Source organism: Roseovarius aestuariivivens, assembly GCF_004761875.1.
In the GTDB taxonomy this organism is placed as follows: Bacteria; Pseudomonadota; Alphaproteobacteria; order Rhodobacterales; family Rhodobacteraceae; genus Roseovarius; species Roseovarius aestuariivivens.
In genome coordinates, this window is record NZ_SJEY01000001.1 from 267,516 (window position 1) to 292,484 (window position 24,969).

17 protein-coding genes, 1 tRNA gene and 1 pseudogene are annotated in these 24,969 nt (G+C 56.2%); 12 read left to right on the forward strand and 7 right to left on the reverse strand.

Annotated features, from left to right (window positions below; genetic code table 11):
- Positions 1–558: 558 nt before the first annotated feature.
- The 6 genes from EZV60_RS01295 (at position 559) to EZV60_RS01315 (ending at position 7,275) form a co-directional block, all read left to right on the forward strand.
- On the forward strand, positions 559–1,347 hold the full coding sequence (locus EZV60_RS01295) for a hypothetical protein (protein WP_245306164.1): 789 nt from the start codon (positions 559–561) through the stop codon (positions 1,345–1,347).
- 16 nt (positions 1,348–1,363) lie between these two features.
- Positions 1,364–1,603, forward strand: a complete 240-nt coding sequence (locus tag EZV60_RS19280) for a hypothetical protein (RefSeq protein WP_245306165.1) — start codon at positions 1,364–1,366, stop codon at positions 1,601–1,603.
- Entirely contained in the window at positions 1,560–2,549 is a 990-nt protein-coding gene (locus EZV60_RS01300; RefSeq protein WP_245306166.1) for an MFS transporter, read from the forward strand. Before EZV60_RS19280 ends, EZV60_RS01300 begins: the two co-directional genes overlap by 44 nt.
- Before the next feature lie 433 nt (positions 2,550–2,982).
- Positions 2,983–3,687, forward strand: coding sequence for an ABC transporter ATP-binding protein (locus tag EZV60_RS01305; RefSeq protein ID WP_210115043.1), 705 nt, complete (start codon positions 2,983–2,985; stop codon positions 3,685–3,687).
- A 9-nt stretch (positions 3,688–3,696) separates the two neighbouring features.
- Positions 3,697–6,060, forward strand: a complete 2,364-nt coding sequence (locus tag EZV60_RS01310; RefSeq protein WP_135501361.1) for an ABC transporter permease — start codon at positions 3,697–3,699, stop codon at positions 6,058–6,060.
- A gap of 9 nt (positions 6,061–6,069) precedes the next feature.
- Positions 6,070–7,275 (forward strand): efflux RND transporter periplasmic adaptor subunit, encoded by a 1,206-nt coding sequence (locus EZV60_RS01315; protein ID WP_135501364.1) that lies wholly within the window; start codon positions 6,070–6,072, stop codon positions 7,273–7,275.
- A gap of 155 nt (positions 7,276–7,430) precedes the next feature.
- Here the strand turns inward: EZV60_RS01315 and EZV60_RS01320 are convergent, their stop codons facing one another.
- The 4 genes from EZV60_RS01320 to EZV60_RS01335 all read right to left on the reverse strand — a co-directional run bounded on the left by EZV60_RS01320 (position 7,431) and on the right by EZV60_RS01335 (position 12,016).
- Complete coding sequence (locus EZV60_RS01320; protein ID WP_135501366.1) at positions 7,431–8,378, reverse strand: MvdC/MvdD family ATP grasp protein; 948 nt, start codon at positions 8,376–8,378, stop codon at positions 7,431–7,433.
- A gap of 86 nt (positions 8,379–8,464) precedes the next feature.
- Positions 8,465–10,132 (reverse strand): M43 family zinc metalloprotease, encoded by a 1,668-nt coding sequence (locus EZV60_RS19230; RefSeq protein ID WP_210115044.1) that lies wholly within the window; start codon positions 10,130–10,132, stop codon positions 8,465–8,467.
- A 67-nt stretch (positions 10,133–10,199) separates the two neighbouring features.
- Positions 10,200–10,508, reverse strand: a complete 309-nt coding sequence (locus EZV60_RS01330; RefSeq protein WP_135501368.1) for a hypothetical protein — start codon at positions 10,506–10,508, stop codon at positions 10,200–10,202.
- A gap of 71 nt (positions 10,509–10,579) precedes the next feature.
- Complete coding sequence (locus EZV60_RS01335) at positions 10,580–12,016, reverse strand: M28 family metallopeptidase (protein WP_210115045.1); 1,437 nt, start codon at positions 12,014–12,016, stop codon at positions 10,580–10,582.
- A gap of 727 nt (positions 12,017–12,743) precedes the next feature.
- Between EZV60_RS01335 and EZV60_RS01340 the strand changes: the two genes are divergently transcribed.
- Genes EZV60_RS01340 through EZV60_RS01355 form a run of 4 tightly spaced genes read left to right on the forward strand, consistent with a single transcriptional unit; the run spans position 12,744 to position 17,023 of the window.
- The gene (locus EZV60_RS01340; RefSeq protein ID WP_135501370.1) at positions 12,744–13,838 is read left to right on the forward strand and encodes an ABC transporter permease; all 1,095 of its coding nucleotides are present in this window, start codon (positions 12,744–12,746) and stop codon (positions 13,836–13,838) included.
- Positions 13,835–14,629, forward strand: a complete 795-nt coding sequence (locus EZV60_RS01345) for an ABC transporter ATP-binding protein (RefSeq protein ID WP_135501372.1) — start codon at positions 13,835–13,837, stop codon at positions 14,627–14,629. The genes EZV60_RS01340 and EZV60_RS01345 overlap by 4 nt, the downstream gene beginning before the upstream one ends.
- Before the next feature lie 11 nt (positions 14,630–14,640).
- Entirely contained in the window at positions 14,641–16,380 is a 1,740-nt protein-coding gene (locus tag EZV60_RS01350) for an MlaD family protein (protein WP_135501374.1), read from the forward strand.
- A 7-nt stretch (positions 16,381–16,387) separates the two neighbouring features.
- Complete coding sequence (locus EZV60_RS01355) at positions 16,388–17,023, forward strand: ABC-type transport auxiliary lipoprotein family protein (RefSeq protein ID WP_135501376.1); 636 nt, start codon at positions 16,388–16,390, stop codon at positions 17,021–17,023.
- A gap of 314 nt (positions 17,024–17,337) precedes the next feature.
- Here EZV60_RS01355 and EZV60_RS01360 read toward each other — a convergent pair.
- Positions 17,338–17,674, reverse strand: a pseudogene (locus tag EZV60_RS01360) (transposase); the annotation flags it as partial.
- A gap of 477 nt (positions 17,675–18,151) precedes the next feature.
- On the opposite strand from EZV60_RS01360, the gene EZV60_RS01365 reads away from it, so the two are divergent.
- The gene (locus EZV60_RS01365) at positions 18,152–18,667 is read left to right on the forward strand and encodes an FkbM family methyltransferase (protein ID WP_167853432.1); all 516 of its coding nucleotides are present in this window, start codon (positions 18,152–18,154) and stop codon (positions 18,665–18,667) included.
- A gap of 676 nt (positions 18,668–19,343) precedes the next feature.
- Here EZV60_RS01365 and EZV60_RS01370 read toward each other — a convergent pair.
- Positions 19,344–22,403 carry a P-loop NTPase family protein gene (locus tag EZV60_RS01370; protein WP_135501380.1) on the reverse strand — a complete coding sequence of 1,020 codons (3,060 nt, stop codon included), beginning with the start codon at positions 22,401–22,403 and terminating at the stop codon, positions 19,344–19,346.
- 870 nt (positions 22,404–23,273) lie between these two features.
- On the opposite strand from EZV60_RS01370, the gene EZV60_RS01375 reads away from it, so the two are divergent.
- Positions 23,274–24,281, forward strand: a complete 1,008-nt coding sequence (locus EZV60_RS01375; RefSeq protein WP_135501382.1) for a tyrosine-type recombinase/integrase — start codon at positions 23,274–23,276, stop codon at positions 24,279–24,281.
- 525 nt (positions 24,282–24,806) lie between these two features.
- Here EZV60_RS01375 and EZV60_RS01380 read toward each other — a convergent pair.
- A tRNA-Cys gene (locus tag EZV60_RS01380) sits at positions 24,807–24,880 on the reverse strand.
- Positions 24,881–24,969 lie beyond the last annotated feature (89 nt).

Below are 24,969 nucleotides of genomic sequence, written 5' to 3' on the forward strand. Positions count from 1 at the left end.
CGCACATGGAATCCAACGTCCTCCAGGGCCTTCAACGGGAGGGCCGATGCACACGTTTACAGACCCAGGTGGTGGGTAGGACACGAGGCAGAAATTATCGAACATCCTAGCGAGGCTCATGGCGACTCCTTTCTCGCGCCGATAGTCCTTGCCAGATTTGACCAATTCATGGCTTCGCTTGCGTGTCCGCCTTTGGGATGCCGCATTGTCGTTCGGCAGGCCGTAGGATTTGATCCGGCACCGTAGTCTGTATTCCCACCGGCTTTCAGGCAGTCTCGGTAATAACTTTTAAAAACAAACGGTTGGAACTAGTGCGGAGCATGCGGCCTGTTGCCCTTAATTCTATGAGTAATCCTTACTTTGGCCGCTTTTGGTTTCGGTGCTTCGCCTTGTGAGCGCATGCCTTTGCACGGACAGCCGCCGCAGGAGGGTCTGGCAACTTGCACATGAAGACCGCACAAAGATCGGAGATCCCGCAAACTGCAGAAAAGCGACTAACACATCATTAACCATTTGATGGGAGCCTGAAGTCGTTAACCAGAGAATGGGACGGGTTGGATGGGCATGACGCCAAGTAAACTGTTTGCATCGGTTAGTAGCCTGTCCGGGATCCTTGCCGATCTCGAGGCGTCGGGAATTTTTCTAGAAATCGGCGACGATTTTGCCAAGTATCGCGCCTATAGGAGCCAGCAGACCGGTCGCAGTGCGATCTATCCGATGTTTGACGTGGCGAGCTCGTATATCGACCAGGCCAACGGTTTCTGGGTTTGTGGTTTCGACGCAAATCGCGAGTTAGTTCACACCCAGGCCGTGCGTCTTCTTGACCTGTCGGGGATTTCACTCGCAAGGCACCTGGAGATACATCGCCACAAGTACATCACCCCCGATACAACGCCAGACCCGGATCTTACCTTCTATTCTGGCCCCGAAGCGCTTCAAAAAATCACTGGCAAGGTCTGCTATCAGGGCGAGTTCTGGCTGCGCGCTAGCGGTCTTGGCGGCCCGCGCAGCCAGGGTGCGACGTCGCTTTTGTCGCGCGTCTTGTTCGAGATCATGGTCGGAACCTGGAACCCGTCATTCGTTTTTGCGCTCGTGCCAAAGCAGTTGGCCGCCAAGGGGGCCCATCTTCGATATGGTTACTGTCACTGTGAACCCGGTCGATGGTTGGGCCCGGACCAACAGGTGACCGATGAGGACCATTTGATCTGGATGGGGGCCAGTGACATGGCCAAAATGCTCGCGCAGCCGCCGGAAAAAATCCTACGCGCGGCTAAGGTTTCGGCGGTTCAATCGACCACTCGCTCCGATGAGACGCCGGACCATTTGACGGCTAGAGTCACTGTCTGACCGTCGGAATTTCTAAATGACATCCCAGACGCCAGAATTCGGCACGGCAAGCCCCATCGCCGTGTCGCCACGCAGCGCGATCATAGGCCCCGTCGCGGCAAATACCGCGTTCGTAATGGAGATCACGCTGGTTCCGCTGCTCCTACCGGCAATCCAAATGCAGTTCGGCCTGTCGATCGGCGAATTGGCGTGGGTATTTAATCTATACGGCATTGCCGTCGCAGTCGGCGTATTGCTCGGGGGGGTGGTCTGGTGACAGGTTCGACACGAAGAAAGTCTTTTGTTGCGGGGTTGCCTTTTTCGCGGGCGGGTCAGTCCTGGTGGCGGCCGCGGACGGCTTCGTGGCGCTCATGGTCGGGCGCATACTGCAGGGCTTCGGTGCTGGTATCTTTTCGCCGCTCGTGCCCATACTTCTGACACGTGCGTCACCCCACAAACCGGGTAAGGCACTTATCTTCTGGGGAGGTATCGCGGGCTACGTTGCTGCCTTTGCACCGCTTTTCTATGGTAGCTTTCTGGTCGAGTATGGATGGCATTTCGCTTTCATCATTACCGCGATGCTGGCGGGGGTCGCATTGGTTGTCCTCAATCGATCACAGACCACCGTTGATCTGGCTTTGGGCCACGAACCGAAGACGGACTATTCCGCCTTGTTTAGGGCCCGGGACCTTTGGGTGACCTTTGTCTACGTGTTCTGCACCTACGGGGCTATCACCTACTACTTGTTCCGGCTTCCGGTCTGGCTGTCGAAGAACGAAGTCACGGCGGCGAGCATCGGTTTCGCACTTACGATCCTGTGGCTGACCTATTCTGCCTTGAGTACGCTCTTGCGGAACATGGTGGACAAGCCGCATATCCGGATGATTATGCTCGCCGCCCCGCTGCTCATCGCCGCCGGACTGCCGCTGTTGTACTTCGATGAAAACCTGTTGCTGCCGATTTTGTCATCGATTCTCGTCGGTTCGGGTCTGGCCTGCAGCAACGCGCCGTCAACTCAATTGATTCTGAGGCTAGCTTCCAGCGGTATGAGCGCTGTCTCAACGAGTCTGGACATCACATTCGCGCGGCTCGGCGGTATTGCGACGGTCGCGATACTTGCAGAGATGGAGTTCGTATATGCAGCGGTCGCGACATGTCTTTCGTGTCTCGTCGCGGCCTTCTGCGCGCTGATGGCCAGCAATGGGTTTGACGAAGGTATGTGATTACGTGTGGTCGTACGCGCTTTACCGCAAAACGGCAGGGAAAAGCCCTGCAAGGGGCATAAATGGGGGCATCGATATGTCTCGCCCAGAATACAATTTACTTATCAGCCGGTTGGATGATCAAGATATCCCGGAGCATAAAGAAGTACTTCCCACCGTAGACCCGTTTACCCCGAATGAGGATCTGCTTGAACTCGATCATTGAACGGATCAGGCGCGTCAGCACGATTTGCCTGACGTTTTGAGCATCCACATGTGTGGACGGATTCTTCGCGGCACATAATCATTTTTGTCTGATAATGCCTTGAGTGATACCGCGCCTATCGGTCTGGCGGACACTTGCCTGTATGACATTGTTCCGAAACTCCGGTTGAGGCAGGTCAAGGCATGAAGGCGCACGGTTGATAGAATTCCCGCCGGAAAGGATCTTGATTTGGACACGATTTTTGTGACGGAGAAACTGACCAAGATCTACGACTCCGGCGAACTTCAAGTAAGAGCACTTGATGGCGTGAACCTCACGTTAAATGCGGGCGAACTGGTCGTTTTGCTCGGACCGTCGGGAAGTGGAAAATCGACGCTTCTGAACATCTTGGGTGGGCTGGATCATGCCTCCTCGGGCAAGGTTTGGTTCCGCAATCTTGAACTGTCCGCGCTCAATGACCGGGGCCTTACCCGATACAGACGCGATCACGTCGGTTTTGTCTTTCAATTCTATAACCTTGTCGCAAGCCTAACGGCGCGAGAAAACGTGCAGCTTGTGACTGATGTTTCGCCCGATCCTATGCCGGCGGACGAGGCCTTGGCTCAGGTCGGGCTTGAGCACAGGCTGGATCATTTTCCCGCCGAAATGTCGGGCGGCGAGCAACAGCGTGTGGCCATCGCGCGCGCCATCGCGAAACGACCGGAGGTGCTTTTGTGCGACGAACCGACCGGCGCGCTCGATAGCAAAACCGGCGTGCAGGTGTTGGAGGTGTTGCAGGATGTGAACGACAGGCTCGGCACGAGCACGGTTGTTATAACGCATAACGCCGCCATTCGCCGGATGGCCCATCGCGTGGTGTATTTCCTAGATGGGCGCATTGATCACGTTGAGGAAAACGCCATGCGCCTCGCGCCGTCGGAAATCAGTTGGTAGGGGCTGCGGATGACAACGCTTGATCGCAAGCTGTTGCGTGATTTCCGGCGTCTCTGGGCTCAGGCGATTGCGATCGCGTTGGTTCTGGCCTGCGGCGTAGCAATCCTTCTGACAACTTTTGGCACATTCGTTTCCCTCGAAGAAACTCGCAGCGCCTATTATGAGCGCAATCGTTTCGCGGACGTCTTTGCAGACGCAAAGCGTGCGCCTCTCTGGGTTATGCAGGAGATCCGCAAAATCCCCGGCGTGCGCGCAGCCGATGCCCGTATTTCGCAGTTCGCGGTGCTGGATGTCCCTGGGCAAGAGGAAACGGTCACCGCGCGAATTCTTTCGCTGCCGCAGACGGGCGTTCCGCATTTGAACCTGCCGGTGCTGCAGGTGGGGCGATTACCTTCGCCGGACGTTGCTCACGAGGTCGCCGTGAACGCGCCATTTGCCAAGGCCAACGATCTGCAGCCTGGCGATACCTTTCGTGCCAATCTAAATGGTCACCGGCGCGAATTGCTGATCACAGGAACATTCCTGTCGCCGGAATTCATCTACACGATTGGTCCGGGCGCGCTGATGCCGGATAACGAAACGTTCGGCGTGCTCTGGATGCCTGAAATCGCCGTCGAGGCGGCATTTGATATGGACGGCGCATTCAACAGCTTGGCGGTAAAGCTTAACCGCGGAATGAGCAGCGATGATGTGATTGATCGTCTGGACAACCTGCTCGAGCCTTATGGCGGAGTAGGCGCCTATGACCGCGAATTGCAGATTTCCAATAGTTTCATAGAATCCGAACTTGCCCAGTTGAAGACCAGCGCATTGATCCTGCCGCCGATATTTTATGCCATCTCGGCGTTCCTCGTCAGTATGGTGATCAGCCGGATTGTCGCACTTGAACGCAGCGAAATCGGTTTGCTCAAGGCCATCGGATACTCTGATGGGGAAATCTGTCTGCACTATCTTATGCTTGCGGTCCTGATTGCGGTTGCCGGAATATTGCTTGGTTGGGGCGCCGGCACGTGGCTTGCGAGGGCTCTCGCACGACTTTACGCACAGTTCTTCGACTTTCCGTACCTGATCTATAATCTTGGTTACGGTGCCTATGCCTTGTCTGGCCTTCTTGCCGTCGTTAGTGCGGCCTTGGGCGCGGCCCGTAGCGCGCTTCGGGCTGCGCGCTTGCCCCCCGCGGTCGCCATGGCGCCGCCTGCGCCGCCGCGTTTCAAGCGGACTTTGATTGACCGGGCGATGGCCGGTCTTCATCTTTCGCAGGGTGTGGTGATGATTATGCGAAGCCTCTTACGTTGGCCGATGCGCACCGCGCTGACATCGCTTGGGATGGCCCTTGCCGTCGGCGTGCTGGTGGCCACCAGCTTTTTCCCGGCGGCACTCGATTTGCTCGTATCGACCACTTTCGATAGATCCAACCGACAGGATGCTATGCTGCTGTTCGATCCGGACATTCCGGAATCCGTGCTGTCGGATGTCATGCGATTACCCGGTGTGATCCGCGCCGAAGGTCAGCAGTTCGAACCCGCTGTCCTGCGTCATGGACATCGCGAAAAGCGGGTCGAAATCGAAGCGCGACGCCCCGGTTCTGATCTGACGCGGATCATTGCGTCAGATGGCAGATCGGTCGACCCGCCAGCGACGGGTGTAATGTTGTCGCAACGTCTGGCTGACCAATTGCGCGTCAGTCCGGGCGATATCGTCAGCGTAGAATTTCTGGGCAGGATAAATGAAACCCATGCAGTTCCGGTCGCAGGGATCGTCACACAATATATCGGTCTCGGGGCTTACATGGATATCGACGCGCTCAGCCGGCTCTTGCGTCAGGCCCCGCGTATTTCAGTGGCCAATCTGCAAGTCGATGCGCAGCATTTGCCGGACCTGCATGACGTACTGAAAAGCACACCTGAACTGACCGGCCTGATCGAGATGAACAAGATGCGCCGTTCCTTCGAGGAGACCGTGCAGAAGAACATCGATATCATGACGACGATCTACCTGACGGTCGCCGTGCTGATAACCATAGGTGTGGCTTATAATGGCGCGCGCATACAGTTGTCCGAACGCGCCCGAGAGTTGGCGAGCCTGCGCATCCTGGGTTTTTCGCGTGGCGAAGTGTCTTTCATTCTTGTTGGTGAAACCATGGCATTGGCCCTTCTGGCGCAACCTCTTGGCTGGTTGCTCGGCGCGGCGATAGCGCAGGCTCTTGCAACGGGATCGACCAGCGATCTCTATGAAATTCCGCTGGTGCTCAAGCCCGCCGGGTTTGCGCAGGCGAGCCTGGTTGTTTTGTGCGCGGCATTGGTTTCGGCTCTGGTCGTCCGGCGTCGTCTCGACAGGCTTGATCTGGTGCAGGTGATGAAGACACGTGAGTAGGAAAATCCAATGAAGACAAGCACTGTGATGTTAACAGTCATTGGCGGCCTGACGGTCGCGATGCTTGGCTTCGTCGCGTTCCGAACCGAACCCGTGCCGGTGGATATCGTGACCGCTGCGCGTGCGCACATGCAAGTGACGGTCGACGTCGAGGGCGAAACAAGGATTGCCGAAATCTACGATGTGGCGGCAACCATCCGTGGCGTGGCGCGCCGGTCCCCGGTCAGGGTGGGGGACCCGGTCGCAGCGGGCCAGACAGTTGTCGCCATCATTGATCCGGCCGCGTCCGACCCGTTGGATCCCCGCAGCCGCATTCAGGCCGAAGCTGCCCTGCGCGAGGCAGAGGCGGGCCTGCACGTGGCGCAAAGTCGCCTGCAACAGATCGAAGAAGAGCTGGAACTTGCCGAGAGTGAATTCCGCCGTACGAAGGAACTGGTCGACCGCGGTGTCGCGTCGCTCACCCGTCTGGAAAATGCCGAGCAAACCCTAGGCGTCCGCAAAGCCGCGCGTCAGGCCGCCATTTCCAATCTCGAAATGGCAGAGGGCACGCTTGATCGGGCACGAGCGACACTGATGGATCCCGCGGGATTTGCCCGATCGAATGACGATTGCTGTTTGCGAATTCTCGCGCCGGTCGACGGTCTTGTCCTGGATATCGATGTGATCAGCGAACGTCCGGTGCTTGCCGGTACGAACCTTTTATCGATCGGTCGCCCGGAGGATCTTGAGATCGTAGCGGACGTGTTGTCGACCGATGCCGTTCGCCTTCAGGTCGGGGATCGCGCCATCGTCGAAAGATGGGGCGGACCGGGTACGCTCTCCGCACGGATCTCGGAAATCGAACCGTCCGGTTTCACAAAAATTTCGGCACTCGGTATCGAGGAACAAAGGGTCAATATCGTGTTCGAACTCGTATCCCCTCTCGAAGAGCGTCTATCTCTTGGGCATGGGTACTCTGTTTTCTTGCGTATCGTGGAGTGGGAGAAGGATAACGTGTTGCAAATTCCGCTGAGCGCTTTGTTCCGGCAGAACGGAGAATGGGCGGTTTTCATTGCGGATGGTAACACCGCGCGTTTGCGAGAGGTCCGCATCGGACGCACAAATGATCTTTCTGCCGAGGTTCTGAGCGGCGTCTCGGACACCGACCGGGTTTTGGTTCATCCAAACGAGAGGATCGAAGACGGCATCGCGATCACCCAGCGGAAAGAGGATTGATCGGTAGGCGCGACATGCGGTTCCTGACACATCGCGTCAGGACGCGTCACCGTAGGCTTGCCGTTGCTTCGAGCAACCACGGATGATCTGTGATACCGGAGCGTGAATACTCGAACACCGGGTGTTCTTGCTTTTTGGCGCCTCCGGAATGCTTGTCACCTGCTGTGGGCGGCGTCGTGACGTTCCAGCGTCGCGGCGATTGCCTGAGGGATCGGAAGGTCGATCCGATCTGAAACGAAAAGATACTCGCCCGCGGGATTGACCTCAAAGAACACGTGCTCACCCTCTGGCGTAACCCGGAAATCGACGGCGCCGAAGGCAAGTCCCAAACGCTTCATGAATTCGCGCAGCTTGTCGGTAATGTCGTCGGGCAATTGATAAGGTGCAACCTCGGCGGTTCCGATCCCCGCGCGATAATCGACATCGTATTGCGGGTCCGACCGAAACGACGCCGTGAAGATCTCTCCGTCGACCACTGTCACTCGCAGGTCAAGCGCGACAGGGATATATTCCTGAAAGATTACCGGGGTGAAGCGGACGGTATCGATCAGCTCCAGTTCGGCCGGTCCAACCTTCAGGGTTTGTCGTGGCGCAGAGGGATGGTTCCGAAAGGCCTTTCGGATCACGCCGCTGGCCATGCGCGGTTCAACGAAGGCTCTGGCCGTTTCGGGATCGTTCGTCACAAGGGTTTCCGGCACCCTAAGGCCCAATTGTGCGGCCAAACGATGCTGGTACACCTTTTTCATGGCTCGTTCGTCGGTATCAGGTGGATTCATCCAGAAACAGTCCATCCCGTACCAAAGACCCGGCAAAGACTCTGCAGCCTCGGACCAGGCGAAGCTGCGCGCTGTTTCTTCCGTCAGCGCGGGATCCAGTTCGAAAGGCCGAATGCGCCGGTGCCAGACCGCCCCGACTTCGTCGAGATCCAGTCTTCTTCCGTGGGGTAGGTCTAGCGCCATGGCGTCCACCTCGGGAGAGATCATGGCGTGCATGCGCATGTCCTTGGGAAACCATGACAGGTCAACGATTTCATAGTCTCGCGTCAGATGACGTGTGACGCGCTCAACATGGGCGTTATCCAGAAAAGAAATAATGAGGATCACGTGCGTCCTCCCCTTTCAAAGTATTTGGCAGTCCGCATGAAAAGGCCCCGGGGTGAACTCCGGGGCCAAGAACTCTGGTAAGACAGTCACTGTCCGCCCAGTTGACGATAGGTCGCATAAAGCTGCTGCCATGCAGCCATACCCTGAGCATCCAGCATGCCGCGTTGATACAGCCCTGCATATTGAGCCAAGAGCTGCGCATACTGACCCAAAGCCGATGCGGTTCCATCTGCCTGACCGGTTTCCTCTGGCCGGCCGGTTCCGAGCACGAACGGCGTGGCCGGCTGACCGGATCCTGCAAGCGGTATTGGGATCGGGCCGGGGAACGGTCCGGGGCTTGGTCCGATGGGCGGTTCGAGCGCCGATTTCGGGCTGGGACCCGGTTCGAATACCGTTTTCGGTCCCGGACCTGGCTCGAACACCGTTTTCGGTCCAGGCTCCAACACGGATTTTGGGTCTGGCCCGGGTTCCAGGATAGACTTTGGGCCGGGTTCGAATACTGATTTCGGCCCGGGATCGCGCGTCTTGGGCCCCGGATCGAACGGACCTTCCTTCGGGAAGTCCTTGGGAGGTTCCTTTTGGAATTCCTTGGGAGGATCCTTCGGAATTTCCTTCGGCGGATCTTTCGGGAATTCTTTCGGGAAGTCCTTTGGTCCGTCTTTCGGGAACTCCTTGGGCGGATCCTTCGGGAAGTCCTTTGGCGGATCCTTTGGCAGCTCCTTGATGATTTCTTTCGGCGGATCTTTCGGAAATTCCTTGGGGGGATCCTTCGGAAACTCCTTGATGATCTCCTTCGGGGGCTCCTTGGGCAGTTTGACTACTGGACCCGGGCCACACGGAATTGAGGTGCCGATAGAACTGCGCGGGCCGTCAAGGCATGCATGCATCCGCTGAATCTGGCCCTCGGTGAACATGACCATGGTATCGTCGTCGACATAATCCATGTAGTTCATGAACATGTCGCCGTTCGGGCCGTTGTTGCACGAAATCGTAGGGAATGTTGGCTTGCCCGTGTTCGGTCCGCCCTGGTTCGGCGTATCGTCGACGAAGTCCGAACCTGAACAGCCCGCCCCGTCATCGCCCCAGATGTGGCGCAGGTTCAGCCAGTGACCGATTTCATGTGTCGTTGTCCGGCCCTTGTCGAAGGGTGCCGCCGCTGTGCCGGTGGTACCGAAACCGGTATGCGTCACCACGACGCCATCGGTATCTGCGGGGCCGCCGGGGAACTGCGCGTATCCCAAAAGTCCTCCAGAAAGCTGGCAGACCCAGATGTTGAGATATTCGTCTCTGGGCCATGCATCAGACCCACCACGTGCATCGAATTTCACGTCATCGTTCGAACTGAAGCTGTCGCGGTCGGTCTCTTTGCGGATGACGCCGCTGTGAGGATTGCCTTGCGGATCGGTGCTGGCCAGTTCGAACTGGATCCGCGCATCTCCCGCAAGGGGAGAAAAGGGGGCCGGAACGCTGGAGACGTCCGGGTTGGTTTTCCGAAAGTCTCGGTTGAGCACGTCGATCTGGCTGTCGATCTGTGCTTGGGACACGTTTTGCGCGTCCGTCTTGTAGACGACGTGCACGACCACCGGAATGAGCGTGCATCCCGGTCGGGCCACCATAAACCCGCTTCGTGCGCGAAACGCCTGTTCTTCGATCCGCGCAAGACGACGCGCATAGCCTGGATCGGTATCGAGCAAGCGGCGATGCACCGACATGGTGCCACAGCCGCGATGGCGCGGGGTTTCTTCCTCTGCCATGACTTCCTCCTAAAAAATGATTTCAGCCGAAAACGCGGCAAACAATTTACTAGGTTCCAAGGCGCATTCAGCGCCGACGCAAAACGAGGATCTTGTCCCCGATCTCTTCAACTTCGTAAGTTCCGTTCCAGCCCTCCAAATCGAGCCGTAAAATATCTTCTTGCAGGGACCAGCCGCCTTCGCTGACCATGCTGATTTCGTCGGTTGCACCTTGGGCGAGGTTGCTTGCCGCGCCGCTGGTGGACAAATCCAGGTGCCGCCGCCCGCCGCGGGTCGGCGCGACAGGATAATCGAGCGGCCTAAGGACAAGCCGGTCGCCGGAGCTTTCTTCCTGTACTTCCACCCATTCGCGAGCGAGCATTGTTTGGTCTGCCATGGCAATCTCCCTGGTCTCAATAACGCCTGTACCAAGCAGTACGACGGCCGAAGCCAATATGACAGGCCGCACTACCATTGGCCCGGAGCCCCGCCGCGGCCGGCAGCGGCCATCGCCGTGCTATAAGCCGCGCGCGCCTGCTGCCATTGAGTGAAATCGAAATGAGTGAGTTTGCCTTCGTTGTGAAGGCGCGCATATTGCGCAAACAAAGCCTGATAATGCGCGGCAAGCTGATTGGTTCTTGCGATCTCATCTGCAGAAAGGGCATCGCCTAGGCCCGTGCAGCCACAGCTGCAGCCCCCGACGGGTTGGCCCGCGGGCTCCGGCTCGGCCACGGGGGCATCCGTCGCGATCCCTGCCTCGATCGCCAGATAGGCGGCGTTCATGCGAAGGATTTCCATCGAGAAACCGGGATTGACGTGGGACAGGATGTCGTCAGCGGTGTGGATGCTGTCGTTTGCGCTGTCCGCGCCTTCGATGGTCAGCACGGCCGGGATACCTGCGCGAATGAACGGGACATGGTCGCTTGCGAAAGGGTTGAGGGACGTCTGCACGCTTAGGGAAGTCACTTGGGCCGCGGCGGTCGCAAGGCCGTAGATCATGGACTGGCTCAGGTCCGCACCTTCAAGCAGCACGCTTTGTGGGTCGGAATTGATTGTGCCGATCATGTCCATGTTCAGCACGGCCTTGATCCGGTCCCGTTCTGCGGTGTCGAGCGTGCTGACATATTGCACCGATCCGTGCAGGCCCTGCTCCTCGCCGCCGAACAAGATAAAGATCAGATCATGATCGAAATTTCGCTTGCCCATGGCTTCGGCCAGAACGAGAAGACCCGCCGAACCGGAAGCATTGTCGTCGGCGCCGGGGGCGGGCGCATCCGGACCATCAACGGCATTTACCGAGTCAAGATGGGCCACGACCAGCACGGCCTGCTTGTCCGTGCCGGTGCCGGGCTTGCGCCCGACCACATTCAGGGATGTTCTGCCGGCTACGTCGATTTCGACGAGATCGGTTGTCATGCCATACTCTGTCAACCTGTCGCGGGCCCAGGTCGCGGCATCTTGAAATTCGGCCGAAAGAGAGTGCCGGGTGCGGAAGGACACCAGTTTCGACAGCGATTTTTCCAAAGTGGCGCGGCTCAGGTCTTCTACAATTCGGACCACCGCCGAGGCGGGTGCGCTTCGCGCTTTCGGCGCGAGCGTCTCGAAGACCACGCTGTTTTCGCGCAGGGGCTCGATGTGGAAACATGGTTCGTCGCGTTTGCCCAGACGTTTCGCAGTGGCGCTGTCGAGTTCGACCACCAGAAATCGACCCTTGTCCATCAGAACCGGAACATCGGGGTTCTCCAGTTGGAAAACTCTGCCCTTCTGGACCACAAGATGCATGTCGCCCTTTCGGACATCGCCTTCGGGGTCGGCCCGACCTAAGCTGTCGGCAACGCTGCGCCATTTGCTGTCAGCGGCATAAACAAATACATCTTCACCAAATCGGACCCACCATGCGCCCATATCTGAGAGCCTTGAAGTCCTGTCACGTCCGCCAGCAATCGGCCATGAAAAAGTCGCGTATTTCATGGGAAATCTGCTTGGTATAAATCAAATCTACTACCGCAATATATTACGAAATCCCAAAAAATTCTACCTTTAATTGCACGAGGCGTGTCATCGTTTGCGCGCGAGGGGGTCTTGCTTCGACGTTGGTCTATGCCCCTAGAGGGTGGTCCGGCTTGATTGTAGTTGCTCTGCTCGCCTCTTGTGCCGTGTTCCGAAGTTTTCCGGTGCGGGTAGTCGATATTCCAATGACTTATGCGGCCCGACCGTGTTCTTTAAACGCGTCATTGTTCAATCGGCACTCTGGCCGCACAGAGGCGTTAGAAGATTTCGTCAATGAGCACTTTGTTGCGGAACCTAGCGTACAGCCTTCGCAGTGCCGCTGTCTCATTGTGAGCCTAATTTGATGCACGCCGTCCCCTTCTAGATGGAACTGGCTGTTCAGACCGGCACTTTGTTACGGGGCCAGTTCTAAGGGTGTTTTCTTCATCAAGGGCGTTGCATACAGAAGACAAAATTCAAGAGCGACACTTGCGGCGCTGCCACCTTCTTGAACTAGGGTTGATCACGCGCAATCGTAAAGCGCGAGCATATTGATGAATGCTTGCGGACCCATAGGTCGGCAAAAGTTACCAGCGGCGGAGAAAGCTTGGAACAGGATCACTTATTTTGCTGTGAAGTTGCCATGGGTGAGGTTCCGGCACGGGTCGCTTTGCGCGGGGACTTGACGGTGAGATCCGTCACGCAGCTTGAGGAAACCTTGTCCAAGCTCGAGGCTTCTGGCGCGGTCAGTCTCGACCTGACGGACGTCCGTAGGTTGGATACCGCGGGCGCCTGGAGCCTTGTCGCGCTCCGACGGCGTGTCGAAGGCGCCGGGCAGAAGTTCGATGTCGTCGGCGTGACGCCCGAGGCGGAAAGCCTTCTGGATGTGGTGACGAAATCCTGGCCGTCGGTGGAAGAGGTGGAGCCGCGCAAGCGGTCTTTGAGTGACCTTCTGGAGATCGTTGGTCGCAAAGTCGGTTCTGGCGTTGGGTTTCTTTTGGACCTGACGAGCTATTTAGGGCTTTTTCTGGCGAGGCTCGGGCGATCTTTTCTGCATCCGCGCGAATTCCGCTTCACGTCTTTGGTGCATCATTGCGAAGAAGTGGGGCTCAAGGCCGTACCGATCGTCGCTTTGATGGCCTTTCTGATCGGGGTCGTCCTTGCTTTTCAAGGCTCGACGCAATTGCGGCAGTTCGGCGCAGAGGTGTTCGTCGTGGACCTTATAGCGATCTCGATTCTGCGCGAACTGGGTATCCTTTTGACCTCGATCATCGTGGCCGGTCGCACCGCATCGGCGTTCACTGCCGCGATCGGATCCATGAAGATGCGAGAGGAACTCGACGCCATGAGAACGCTTGGGATTGATCCGGCCATGGCGCTTTTCGTGCCGCGAATTCTGGCGCTGCTTTTCATGTTGCCGATCCTCGGTCTTATCGCGAACGCATCGGGGTTGATCGGCGGGGCGCTTATGTCCTGGGCTGACCTCGGCATTTCGCCCGAGATGTTCGCCACGCGCCTGATCGAAAACACGGATGTCGCACATGTTTTCGTCGGCCTAGTGAAGGCGCCAGTCTTTGCTCTGATCATCGGTGTCGTGGGGTGCTATGCGGGGATGCAAGTGCAGAGCAACGCGGAGTCACTTGGCCGAATGACGTCGAATTCTGTCGTAATTTCGATTTTTGCGGTCATCGTCGCAGACGCGATGTTCTCGATCTTTTTTGCAAGGATGGGTATATGACCGCGAAGCCTGCCCAGTCAGAAGCGGTCATACGGGTGCGTGGCGTTCGCAACCAGTTTGGCAAGCACGTGGTGCACGAGAACCTCGATCTTGATGTCTTTCGGGGTGAGATCCTCGGTGTGGTCGGCGGGTCAGGCTCGGGTAAGTCTGTCCTGTTGCGGACGATTGCCGGCCTTCAAAGACCCGCAGAAGGCTCGGTGAACGTGCTGGGTGTAGACGTCCTGAAGGCGGACGAAGACACGAGCGCAGCACTGGAGCAGAGATGGGGTGTGATGTTCCAGGACGGAGCGTTGTTTTCTTCACTAACTGTGAGGGAAAACGTGGAAGTGCCCATGCGGGCGGTTGACGGTCTCGATCCTCGCATCCGCGCAGAACTGGCGGATCTCAAGATCTCGATGGTCGGATTGCCCTATCTTGCGGGGGAAAAGTATCCGTCGGAGCTTTCGGGCGGGATGCGCAAACGCGCCGGGTTTGCCCGCGCGCTCGCGCTTGATCCCGAGATCATGTTTCTCGATGAACCGACCGCCGGCCTCGACCCGATTGGCGCATCGGCTTTCGACCGTTTGATCCGCAGTCTCAGCCGCTCACTGGGACTTACCGTGTTTCTTGTGACGCACGATCTTGATACGCTACACGCCGTATGTGATCGCATCGCCGTTCTGGCAGACCGAAAGGTCTTGGTGACCGGAACGATGCAGGAAATGTTGAAAGTCGAACATCCTTGGGTTCATGAGTATTTCCATGGGCCAAGAGCCAGAGCCGCTCAGATGCAAAGCCCCGGCGGCAAGTAGGAACCCGGTTTTTGGAAACACGAGCGAAATTCATTCTCATCGGGGCCTTCACGATTGCAGGGTTCGTTGGAATTCTTGCGTTTTTTCTGTTGTTTGTCCGCGTCGAACTGGACCGGCAGTTCGATTACTACGATATCCGCTTTTCGTCTGTTTCCGGCTTGGGGAACGCATCGGATGTGCGGTTCAGCGGCTTGCCGGTCGGCCAGGTCGTTAATGTCCGGCTGTCCCCGGATCAGGACGGCTCAATCGAGGTTCGGGTTGAGGTGGACGGAGATACACCCGTTCGTGTGGATAGCGTGGCAACCATCGAGGCGCAGGGGGTCACGGGCGTGTCTTTCGTGAATATCGGCCCGGGCACGCCTTCTGCACCGCTACTGACCGGCACGGATGCGGATCCTGTTCCTCAGATCGAAGCAGGCCGATCGACACTTCAGACGCTCTCGGAAGACGCGCCTGAGCTGATTTCCGAAACGCTCGAGATCGTCAAACAGATCCGCAGCCTTCTGGGCGGGGAAAACGAAGAACGGATTCAACGCATTCTGGTGAATGTGGAAGCTGCGTCAGAGGATTTCGCCAGCACGCTCGATGACTTCTCGTCGGTCGCTGATACCGTCTCGAAATTTGCTGAGCGGGTCGGGCGTTTCAACGAGATTCTCGAGACCCTGACGGTGGACCTCAGCGGTGTGCTTGAGACGGCGGATGATACGCTTGTTTCCATCGGCGAGCTCTCGGAAGAGGCGAAAACGATCGTCGCGCAGGGATCGGACACGCTGGAAAACGTACAGGGCACGCTGGCAAAAACCGAAACCTACATTTCGACGGACCTTACAGAGGCTACAAGGGATGTGCGGCAGACGGTGAATGACTTGCGAGAGCAGGTCACGGTGCTCAGTGAAGACGCACAATCGCTAATGCGGAGCCTCGACACCACGAGTAAGACAGCAACCCTGCGGCTTGAGGAAGCGCGCACGACTCTTGAGGGCGTCAATGGTGTCGTTACCCGCTTTGAGGACACCGCCGACGCGGTAAGCGATGCAGCAGGTAGTATCGAGGCCATGATCGACACCGATGCGACTCCGCTTCTGGCGGAGAGCCGCGCTTTGATCGCGGAGGCGCAAAAGGCGGTATCCGCGATCGGGCAAGCTGCCGAAGTTGACCTTCCGGCTATTGTCGCTGACATCCGCAGCGCGACGCAGACGTCATCTGAAGTCATTCAGGACGTGGCGGACAACCTGACATCCGCGAGCGGACGGATCGATACGATCGCGCAGAAGGCCGAAGTGACGCTTGTCGAGGCGACAGAAGCCTTCCGAAACGCAAATGATACACTCGGTGCGATCAATGCCGCGCTGGAAACAGGAGACCGTGCTTTGAGCGCGGCCGAACGCGCGTTTTCCGGAGCTGACCGCGTGATAAACGAGGAAATTTCAAAGATCATTACAAATCTGGAAACAACTCTTGGATCTCTTAATGCAGCGGTGGCGGAAGTTTCGGACGATCTTCCGCTTATTTCGGAAGACCTGAGATCTGCAGGCCGATCCGCGTCCGAGGCTTTCGACACTCTTCGCGATCTGTCGCGATCGATGGCGCCGGACGTGGAGCGGTTCACCTCAACGGCACTGCCGCTTTACACTCGACTTGCGGCCGAAACGCGGACATTGATCTCCAATCTGGATCGGCTGACACGACAGATAGAACGCGATCCAGCCCGCTTTTTCCTGAGCAGGGAAGCGCCGGAATTCAGAAGATGAGGTTAATGTGACTCTTCCATCGTTGCTTCGTGCGCTCTTGGTCGCCACCCATGTCTTTTCATTGGGAGGATGCAGTGCGCTAACGGCTTTGGGGTCGGCCTCCACGCCGCTCGATGTCTATGAACTGCGCGCGCCCGGACCCTCCGGGGCGCGGCCAGGCCGCGTTATTCCCGTAGATGTCACGATTGAGCTTCCGACAAGCGGTGGAGCGCTCCAAACCGATCGGATCATGATAAAACCCGGACCGCTGCAGGCTGAGTATCTGCCTCAGGCCCGTTGGGGAGATGAAACGCCCGTGATGCTGCAGACGCTTCTGTTGCGGTCAATAGAGGCAACGCAAGCTGTCCGCTACATCGGTCGCCGCCCCCTTGGAGCAAGGGCAGATTACGCGATCATTACGGAACTCACCGATTTTCAGGCCGAGTTGACCGAAAGCCGAGACACAGCCGAAGTGCGGATAAGCTTCATTTCCAGAATGGTCCGGGAAGACGATGCCCGCATCGTTGCAACACGGACATTCTCGTCAAACTTTACCGCGCAGTCCCTCGAAACCAAGGCGATCATCGAGGCATTCGACAGGGCGTCCACCGGGCTTTTGTCTGAGTTTTCCAGCTGGGTTCTTGCAACGCTGAGACGCCGGTAGCCTCCCAAGGCCGCTTCAAAGCTCACCGAAGCATAGACGTTCTATCCTCGGGGCGGGTCCGCGGAGGGCAGAATTTCATGGCCTTGATTCTGGAAACGCACGTGAAAACCATCATCAGAACCTGTTAGCACCTTCAAGATCAGCGCGTTGTGGTGATGATTTAGACCCAAGATATCGCCTTTCCGCTCAGAGAGCTTTGTGACGTCTGCCTGCGTGCCCGGATCAAATGAAGGGTCTACAGAAGCCTAGCTCAACCAATTGTCCAGATCTGAAATCGGTACCTGCTCCAAAAGTTTTTCGTTGAAATAAGCAAGCCGCTTATGCCGGTTCTTTGAAACGGTCGAATGATCGGGCACCGCATCGGCCATATCGAAGCGGCAGAACCAGCGCTACGGCAGGCTCAGATGCATTTCCTCGCAGAGCCGCCGCTCCGAACGGATGCCGAAGGCATAGCAAACGATCAGCATTCGGAGCGTTAGCTTCGGGTCGGCCAATGCCCTGTCTTTCGAACTGTAGAAAGGAGCGAGATGCCGGCGCATGGTATCGAGAGTGACGAACCTGTCGATGGCTCTCAACAGATGGTCCGGCGGCACGTGCTCTTCGATCGAAAACTCGTAGAAAAGCGCCCTGCGACACCTGCCGTGGCCCCATCGCCCCAAGACCTCCTTTGCATTGGGAGAAGTAGGTCGGCCAAAGACGAGCCGATCAAACCGAGTATTTCAAAACGATCAGCCCAAATCAGAGACACGGATCAGTCGCGGTGAAAATCCGAAACTATCTGAATTTGAACGACATATTTCGGCGCCTTCAGCATGAAGAACTGCGCCGGAATTGCGTTTACGGCATCTGCCAAAGCATTCCTGAACGCAAATGATCCGGAGATAACGCCGTTGTCATGTTCTGCTCCATGACCTTAGTGTGATGTGGATAATCTGCCGCCGTTTCAGAGACCTTGCCAAAGGAAAAACGATGGATGGAATGCACAACTCCTCAAGTAAAAGATGGTACGAGCGGGGACTGGGGTTAAGGACGAAACTGGCGCCGATACATCGCCTTCTTCGCTTCTTGCCTGGTAGAGAAGGTCGAAAGGCATACCTTTCCTGGATTGACCACGTTCGGACAGTTCGAATGGACGAAACAATAGAGGCCTTTATTCGCATCGTCGGCAGGTTGACTGCAGATGACGTTGTGATGGACATTGGTGCCAACGTCGGCGATTACACTGCCAAGTTCGCGGCTTCTGGGGCGCAGGTCCATGCATTTGAACCTGAGCCAAGGCTTTTTGCGTGTTTGAAGGATCGTTTCTCAGATTTTTCCAACGTATTCTTGTATCAAGCAGCGATCGCAGCGCAGCCAGGCGTGCTCAAGTTGTGGCTGGAAAACCAGAGTGACAAGAACCCACTCGACATGATGTCGCATTCAATAGTGGACGGCGGCGAATTGACCGAAAATGGCAAGGCGATCGACGTGGATTGTATAGACTTTTTTTCCTTTTTGGAAGGTCTCGAGAAGGTGCCTGCGTTGATCAAGATGGATATTGAAGGAGCCGACGTCGAAATCCTAGAGCGGTTGTTCAAGGAAGAGCGTTTCGATCAGGTCGGACCTCTTTATGTCGAAACGCATGAACGTCAGATCGCGAAATAACAGGATCGAACAATTGCTCTGCATAAGAAGGTAAAGGCAGCGAACCTAAAAAAGTTAATCTTTTCTGGCCGTAGAAACTGTATTTCTTAGGTGGGCAGAGGGGCCCACTTTTGACGTGATCTACAAAGCGTATTCGCGATTGTGACGAGCTTTCTGGCGACTGCTCTGATGATGACTTTGTGCGAATTTCCAGCAGCGCGCAAACGATCTGCAAAAGTTTTGAAAAAAGGGTTTGGTGGCTGGCAACGAGAGCGGCCTGGAATAGGACGCGGCGCAATCGCGCCACTGGACGTAGCCGAGGCCCGCTGGCACGCCCGCAAACTAATTGCAAAATAGTGCTCCTTGCCCGCTTCAGAGAGGCTTTGCCCTCGCCGGATAAATGCGTTTGAAGTGGCGAAAATACAAACACAGCAATGAAACAAAATGTTTAGGCCGGCGACGCTTTGCCACGCCAGAATCCGCTTATTCGTTGATAGCAAATGGAGGCGAGTACCGGAATCGAACCGGTGTACACGGATTTGCAAAACTTAGTATCTTTATGATTTTACGAAGGAATCGGTTTAGATGCAGCGCAAGAATTGGCGGAACATAGCACGAATGTTTAGACAAATTTCAGTGCCAAATTTAGCTTGGAAGCAGTACTACTGACGTTATCATCTCTGAGAGGTTTGTTCCCTCAGGTCTGACTGGAAACGCCTTCTTCGCCGCGCTCATCCAACCACCGTTTAAGAAAACCAACAGTCAAACTTCGATTGCCTTGCCTGGGAACAACCATGTCAGACCCGAGAAGTTCAACAAGCGGGTCCATCATCGTTCCCAACTCGGCCAAGCGATGGGCTTGGGCTGTCTCGCTGTCAATAACTGAAACTGCAATACAAACGATTTGCAGTGCTGCTGATCCAATCTCGCGATCCTCGGGGAAGGCCGCCCGTAGCGCACAGATACGCAAGAGCATCGCATCGATTCTCTTCCAATCGCCGGCTTGGCCGGCGTTGCTCGAGATGTTAATCGCCGACTGTGCGTCTGCTCGTGCAATCTTGCGATCCTTGGGAAAGGCCGCCCGCAGCGCATCCAGATGTGATAGCACTGCATCGATCCTCGGCCACTTGTCTGCTGTGCCGGCGAGGTTCGAGGTGTTGATCGCCGACCGACCCTCTGCACGTGCAATCTCGCGTTCCTCGGGAAAGGCCGCCCGCAGCGCATCCAGACGTGAGAGTACCGCATCGAGTCTCACCGAATCGCCGGCTTTTCCAGCGTGTGTCGAGATGTCGGCCGCCGACTGAGCCGCTGCAAGCGCAATCTCGCGATCCTTGGGGAAGGCCTCCCGCAACACATCCAGACGCGAAAGCATCGTATCAATTCTCGCCCACTCGCCGGCATTGCCGGCGTGGTCCGAGATAACGACCGCTGCATTGGCGTCTGCACTTGCAATCTCGCGATGCTCGGGAAAGGCTCTCCGCAACGCATCCAGACGCGAAAGCATCTCATCGATCCTCGCCCAATCGCCGGCTTTGCCGGCTGACTGCGAGATATTGACCGCTGAATGAGCTTCTCTAAGCGCAATCTCGCGATCCTCGGGGAAGGCTCCCCGCAACACATCCAGACGCGAGAGCATCGCAGCGACCCTCGCCCAATCGCCGGCTTTGCCGGCGTAGTTCGAGATGTTTGCCGCGTTCAGAGCCGCGGCACGTGCAATCTCGTGATCCTTGGGGAAGGCCTCGCGAAGCTTATCAAGACGTAAGAGCAACGCTTCAATTCTCTCCCAATCGCCTGCTATGCCGGCGTCGATCGAGATATTCGCCACCGCCATAGCCACTGCAAGCGCAATTTTGCGATCCTTCGGCATGGTGTCCGTTAGCGCGTCCAATTGGCGCTCCGCCAGCGTTCCACGGTCGTAGACCAGTTTTACGAACTCGATAGTTAGACCCGCAAGTGTCTTTGCGACATCCATTTTTGTTGTGGCTCGTGTGATGGCTGGAAGGTCAAGGCGGTCGACTGTTTCAGGGAAATCTCGAGCCAACCGCAAAAGGCTGACCGTTGGAAAAGGTTTGTTTAATTCCAGTGCCCCCAGCAGGAATTGCTGGCGGATGTTGTCAGGCATAGCCGGTTCCAAGAGTGTCTGGGCAAAGAAGAATTCCCCCAGAATGTCAGGTTCCATTTGTGGCCAATAGCCTTCAGTACAGCCAAAAGCTGACAATACCGTCTGGTCATCATTCGGCGGCAGTGGAGGTAACCAATCTAGTGCGTTGCCGAATCGCGCTTGTGTCATCTCGCTTAAGGCCAATCCTTGTACCAAAGTTGCAAGCGCAAATCCCCGCTCGTAGCGCCTTCGCAGAGCGTCATCGGGAATAGCCTTTGCCCAAATTGTCTGGCGGTCCCGGCGGACGATTCCTTCGAGCACTTCTTCGCGGCTAAGACTTTTTGGCAATTCTCCTGTTTGCCGTATAGCGTCAATGAGTGCGTCAGCAGCTGCTAAAGCAAAAAGAGGTCTGGGAGTGTGCGACTCAATTACTTCTCCGCTTTGTTTGGTACTTATAGTTCCCGGGTCAATTTGATGCGCAAAGCCTAACAATTCATGCGGTGACACTTCATCCAGACCTGACTCGGCGATCCGTGCGGCCATCAAGCGAAGCGTTACTTCGGGCAAGAGCGGTGATATGGTTCTTCCTTCGATGCCAGCGCCCAAGAACTCATGTTCCAAAATGGAAGGACGTCCGCCCGTTTCCGGGAGAAGCTTATCAGTCCACGTCCAATGCGAGCTCCGTTCAAGTAACAAAAGCCGCACGGGAAACTCGTACTGCGCTGATTGCCTTGAAAACGCGGCCAAAAGGCGATGTATGTCCTCTGGTGCGGACTGCGCGTAGTCGATGACAATGAAAGTAGGTTTTCGTGGACGCCATTTCTGGGGTTCGGTGAATTGGCTCAGGTCGCTAATGTCCAGCTTGCCCGTCTCCCAATGATCTGAATTCAAAACCTTCGTGGTGAAATGATACGCAAGTCGTGTTTTTCCGCTCCCCCCTTCTCCGGTCAGCAGCATCCACCGGAAATTAAATAAGCAACCGCCCAAATGCGGATCGCCAGCAAAGTCTGTCAAAAGCCCTATTTCTTCGTCTCGGCCAAGAAATTGATCCAAACCTGAGGTGTATTTCAGTCGGTTATAAGCAGATAGTTTTTCCGGCTGTGTCGCCTCCTCCGGCCATGAAAGTGTTGGACGGAACACTTCCTGAGCCATCGTAGCAATTTCGGCTTTCAAGGTTGCTACCAAGCTCTCCCCAAGGGTGTCTATTGCGCCGGACAGCGCCTCTAGCTTCTGGGTGCTGTGCAAAGCGATGGCAAATTCAAGAGACGTGGCATCATCAACTTCTATGCCTGGTTTGAATTCGCGCCCTTCGCGAATTGCGTAAATAAGCTCTGACTTAAAAAGGTCTTTCGCTTTCGCACCGTGGTGCAGGTTGGCGACCCTGCTTACCAAATTCGCGAGGGCGGGCGTTCGATCAATAAAGGCCTGCAAGCGCGAAGACAAAGCGCCACCGAGAAAAACTTCAGATTTACCGGCTGCGAAAACCAAGCAACGATAGACTACTCCAGGCATCGGAAAGCCTATGTCGCGAAGCTCTGATATGAGCGCCGCTTTTACATCTTTGTCCTCCAAAAGTTTGCTAAGTCCTGCAACATCGCCGATTTGTTCAATCAAATCACCAGCTGTTTCGCCGGCTTTCGGTTCTTCGTCATTCATGCAATCGAACCCCTTTACATTACTCCCTAGCCAAGCGCTTACATTTCGATGAGTCAAACACTGATAAGCCGGAAAGCAAATCGTAAACGTATCCTGTCGGTGCTCTAAGCGCTTTGCGTTCTGTCACTGACCACTTGCGCTAACTTCAATTCTAAATCGCACGACAGCCCCGCTCCTCCGTAGACCTTGGGTATCGGAGGAGGGGCGGGGCGGCCACCAATCCCCCACACTCTCTTGTTCGTCTTATCGCAGTTAGTGACACCAAAGTCAGTCAGCGACACTGGATCGGGCGGTGAAATCCGTTAGCCTGGCACGAAGGCAGTAGGGGCCAGTTACCTCGCAGATCGCTCGCCTGAGGCTAAGCGCACCGGCCTGCGCTATTCTCGGAAACTTCTAGATTCACTGTACGCCCAACTAGTTTTGCATGATGCTCGTGCATCCATTCGACCACAAGTCGCGCAAAACATCGGCGTTACCAGCTCTTGGTCGACGAATTTTCTTAAGTCGAAGTCGCGTAAGCTTCTGACTTTTCACACTAACTGCATAAAAGTATTAATCGGTCAGAGACCTTGGGAAGCAAGTCACGCAAGGCAAGCTGCCGACTCTCACGGGCTGCATGCACTGAAATCAATATGTTGTGTTGATGGGGGTAGAGGCACAACATATTGTGCCTCATGTGATCGTTTTACATATACAGCCAGGGTGCCACGGTGCCTGCAACAACTATAGAACAAAGAGCGCTGAGCCTTCTGAAGGTCCTTGAGGGCGCCGGCAAGCTTGTCAGCAGCGTATCTGTAGAGGGACGGCGGATTGAGATTGTACTATCTTCCGGCGAGACCTTCGACGAATTTGAGAAGATAGATATGCGTCATGGCAAAACGTGAGCTTCCCAAGCATGTCTACCGTCAGAGAAACGGTATCTATTTTCAACGGCGCGGATGGCCGTCGCAGAAATTCCAGAATGAGTTTGGGACAGCAGAATTTTGGCGGGAGTATGCGGGCATTCTCTCGCAGAAGGATCGCCCGCGCCGGGTCATTCGGCGCAACTTCGGCGCGCTGATTGACGACTACCGTAAGTCGCCCAGGTATCGTAACCTCAAGCCGCGCACTGGTTTGGATTACGACAAACATCTCGACTTCTTCCGCGAGATCATGGGTGAGGCCAATCCGGCCAAGATGCAGCGCAAGGACGTTATCCAGCTGCGGGACGCAAATGCCAACAAAGCCTATTTCGCCAACTACTCGCTGCGGGTGCTTCGAGTTCTAATGGAGCACTGCGTCGATCTAGGCTGGCGGGATAGCAACCCGGCACGGGGCGTCCCGGAACTCAAGACAATGAAGAAAGAGCGCGAGCCTTGGCCGCGCGAGCTTCTGGACGCCTACCGCGAAGCCTGCCCTCTCGGCAGCAGAGAGCGGCTTGTGATGGAACTGTGCGTCGGAACCGGCCAAAGGATCAGCGATGTCCTAAACATGCGCTGGTCCAATATCGAAGATGGAGCCGTCTGGGTTCGGCAAAGCAAAACCTCGAAAGAACTTTGGGTTCCGATCCTGCCTGAGCTGCAAAGCGCTCTGGACGCCGCCAGCCGCCATTCGGTCTTTATCCTGACGAATGAGCGCGGATCGAATCGCTGGTCCTACAGAGGCGCGTCAGCGGCTGTCAGGGCCGTCAGGGATCGTATCGGGGCGTTGGACTACGATATCCACTCTTGGCGCTACAACGCCGCCTGTGAGCTTCTAGAGGCTGGCTGCAGCGATGACCTTATCGCGTCGGTGACCGGTCAAAGCCCGGCGATGGTCCAGCACTACACCAGAAAGGTCCGTCAACGGATCAGGGCTGTCACGGCTCAAAAGATGCGCGGCGAGAAAAACCGCTCCTGACGAATGCGAAGAGCTAGTGCTGTTTATAGCGGCACGATCACGTCAAAACAGGTGCCCCAAAAAAGCCTAAAAAATCGTGTAACGTCTCGTCTTTCTTTCTGAGGCAGACTTCTTATGCGACAGGCTACGCAAAAAGATACACAATATCGCCGCTGTCACCGATGCAGGAGCACTGGCGAAGCTACGTGCGCTATATGTTTTGGGGAAGGTCTTGTATTTAAGCGACGGGACCAACGCGGAAAGCCAATTCGGGAAAGATGTGGCGGGTGCCTCGGTCGAAGGACCAGGAGGTGTCCACTTTGCGCCGGCTACGGTTTCATCTAGCCGCGCATGCGCGATAGGCGCGTGCGCAGAAACAACGCCATAAATTCTCTTCCCGGTCCACGTCACAACGGCGCGTTGACTGCCACGCAGATGCGTCTGGAGAGCTAAGAATGCGAACAGAACAAAAACAGAATGTTTAGACAAATGTTTAGACGGGCTATGCGCCGCCGCGTCAAAATCCGCTAAGTCATTGATTTTAGATGGAGGCGAGTACCGGAATCGAACCGGTGTACACGGATTTGCAATCCGCTGCGTCACCACTCCGCCAACTCGCCATCCGTGGTGCCTTTTAGGCTGCGCCGACAGTGTCAACGCGCGGAATGTGCTTAGTGTCTTGTTGAGACCTTGTCCAGTCCTTGCGCTG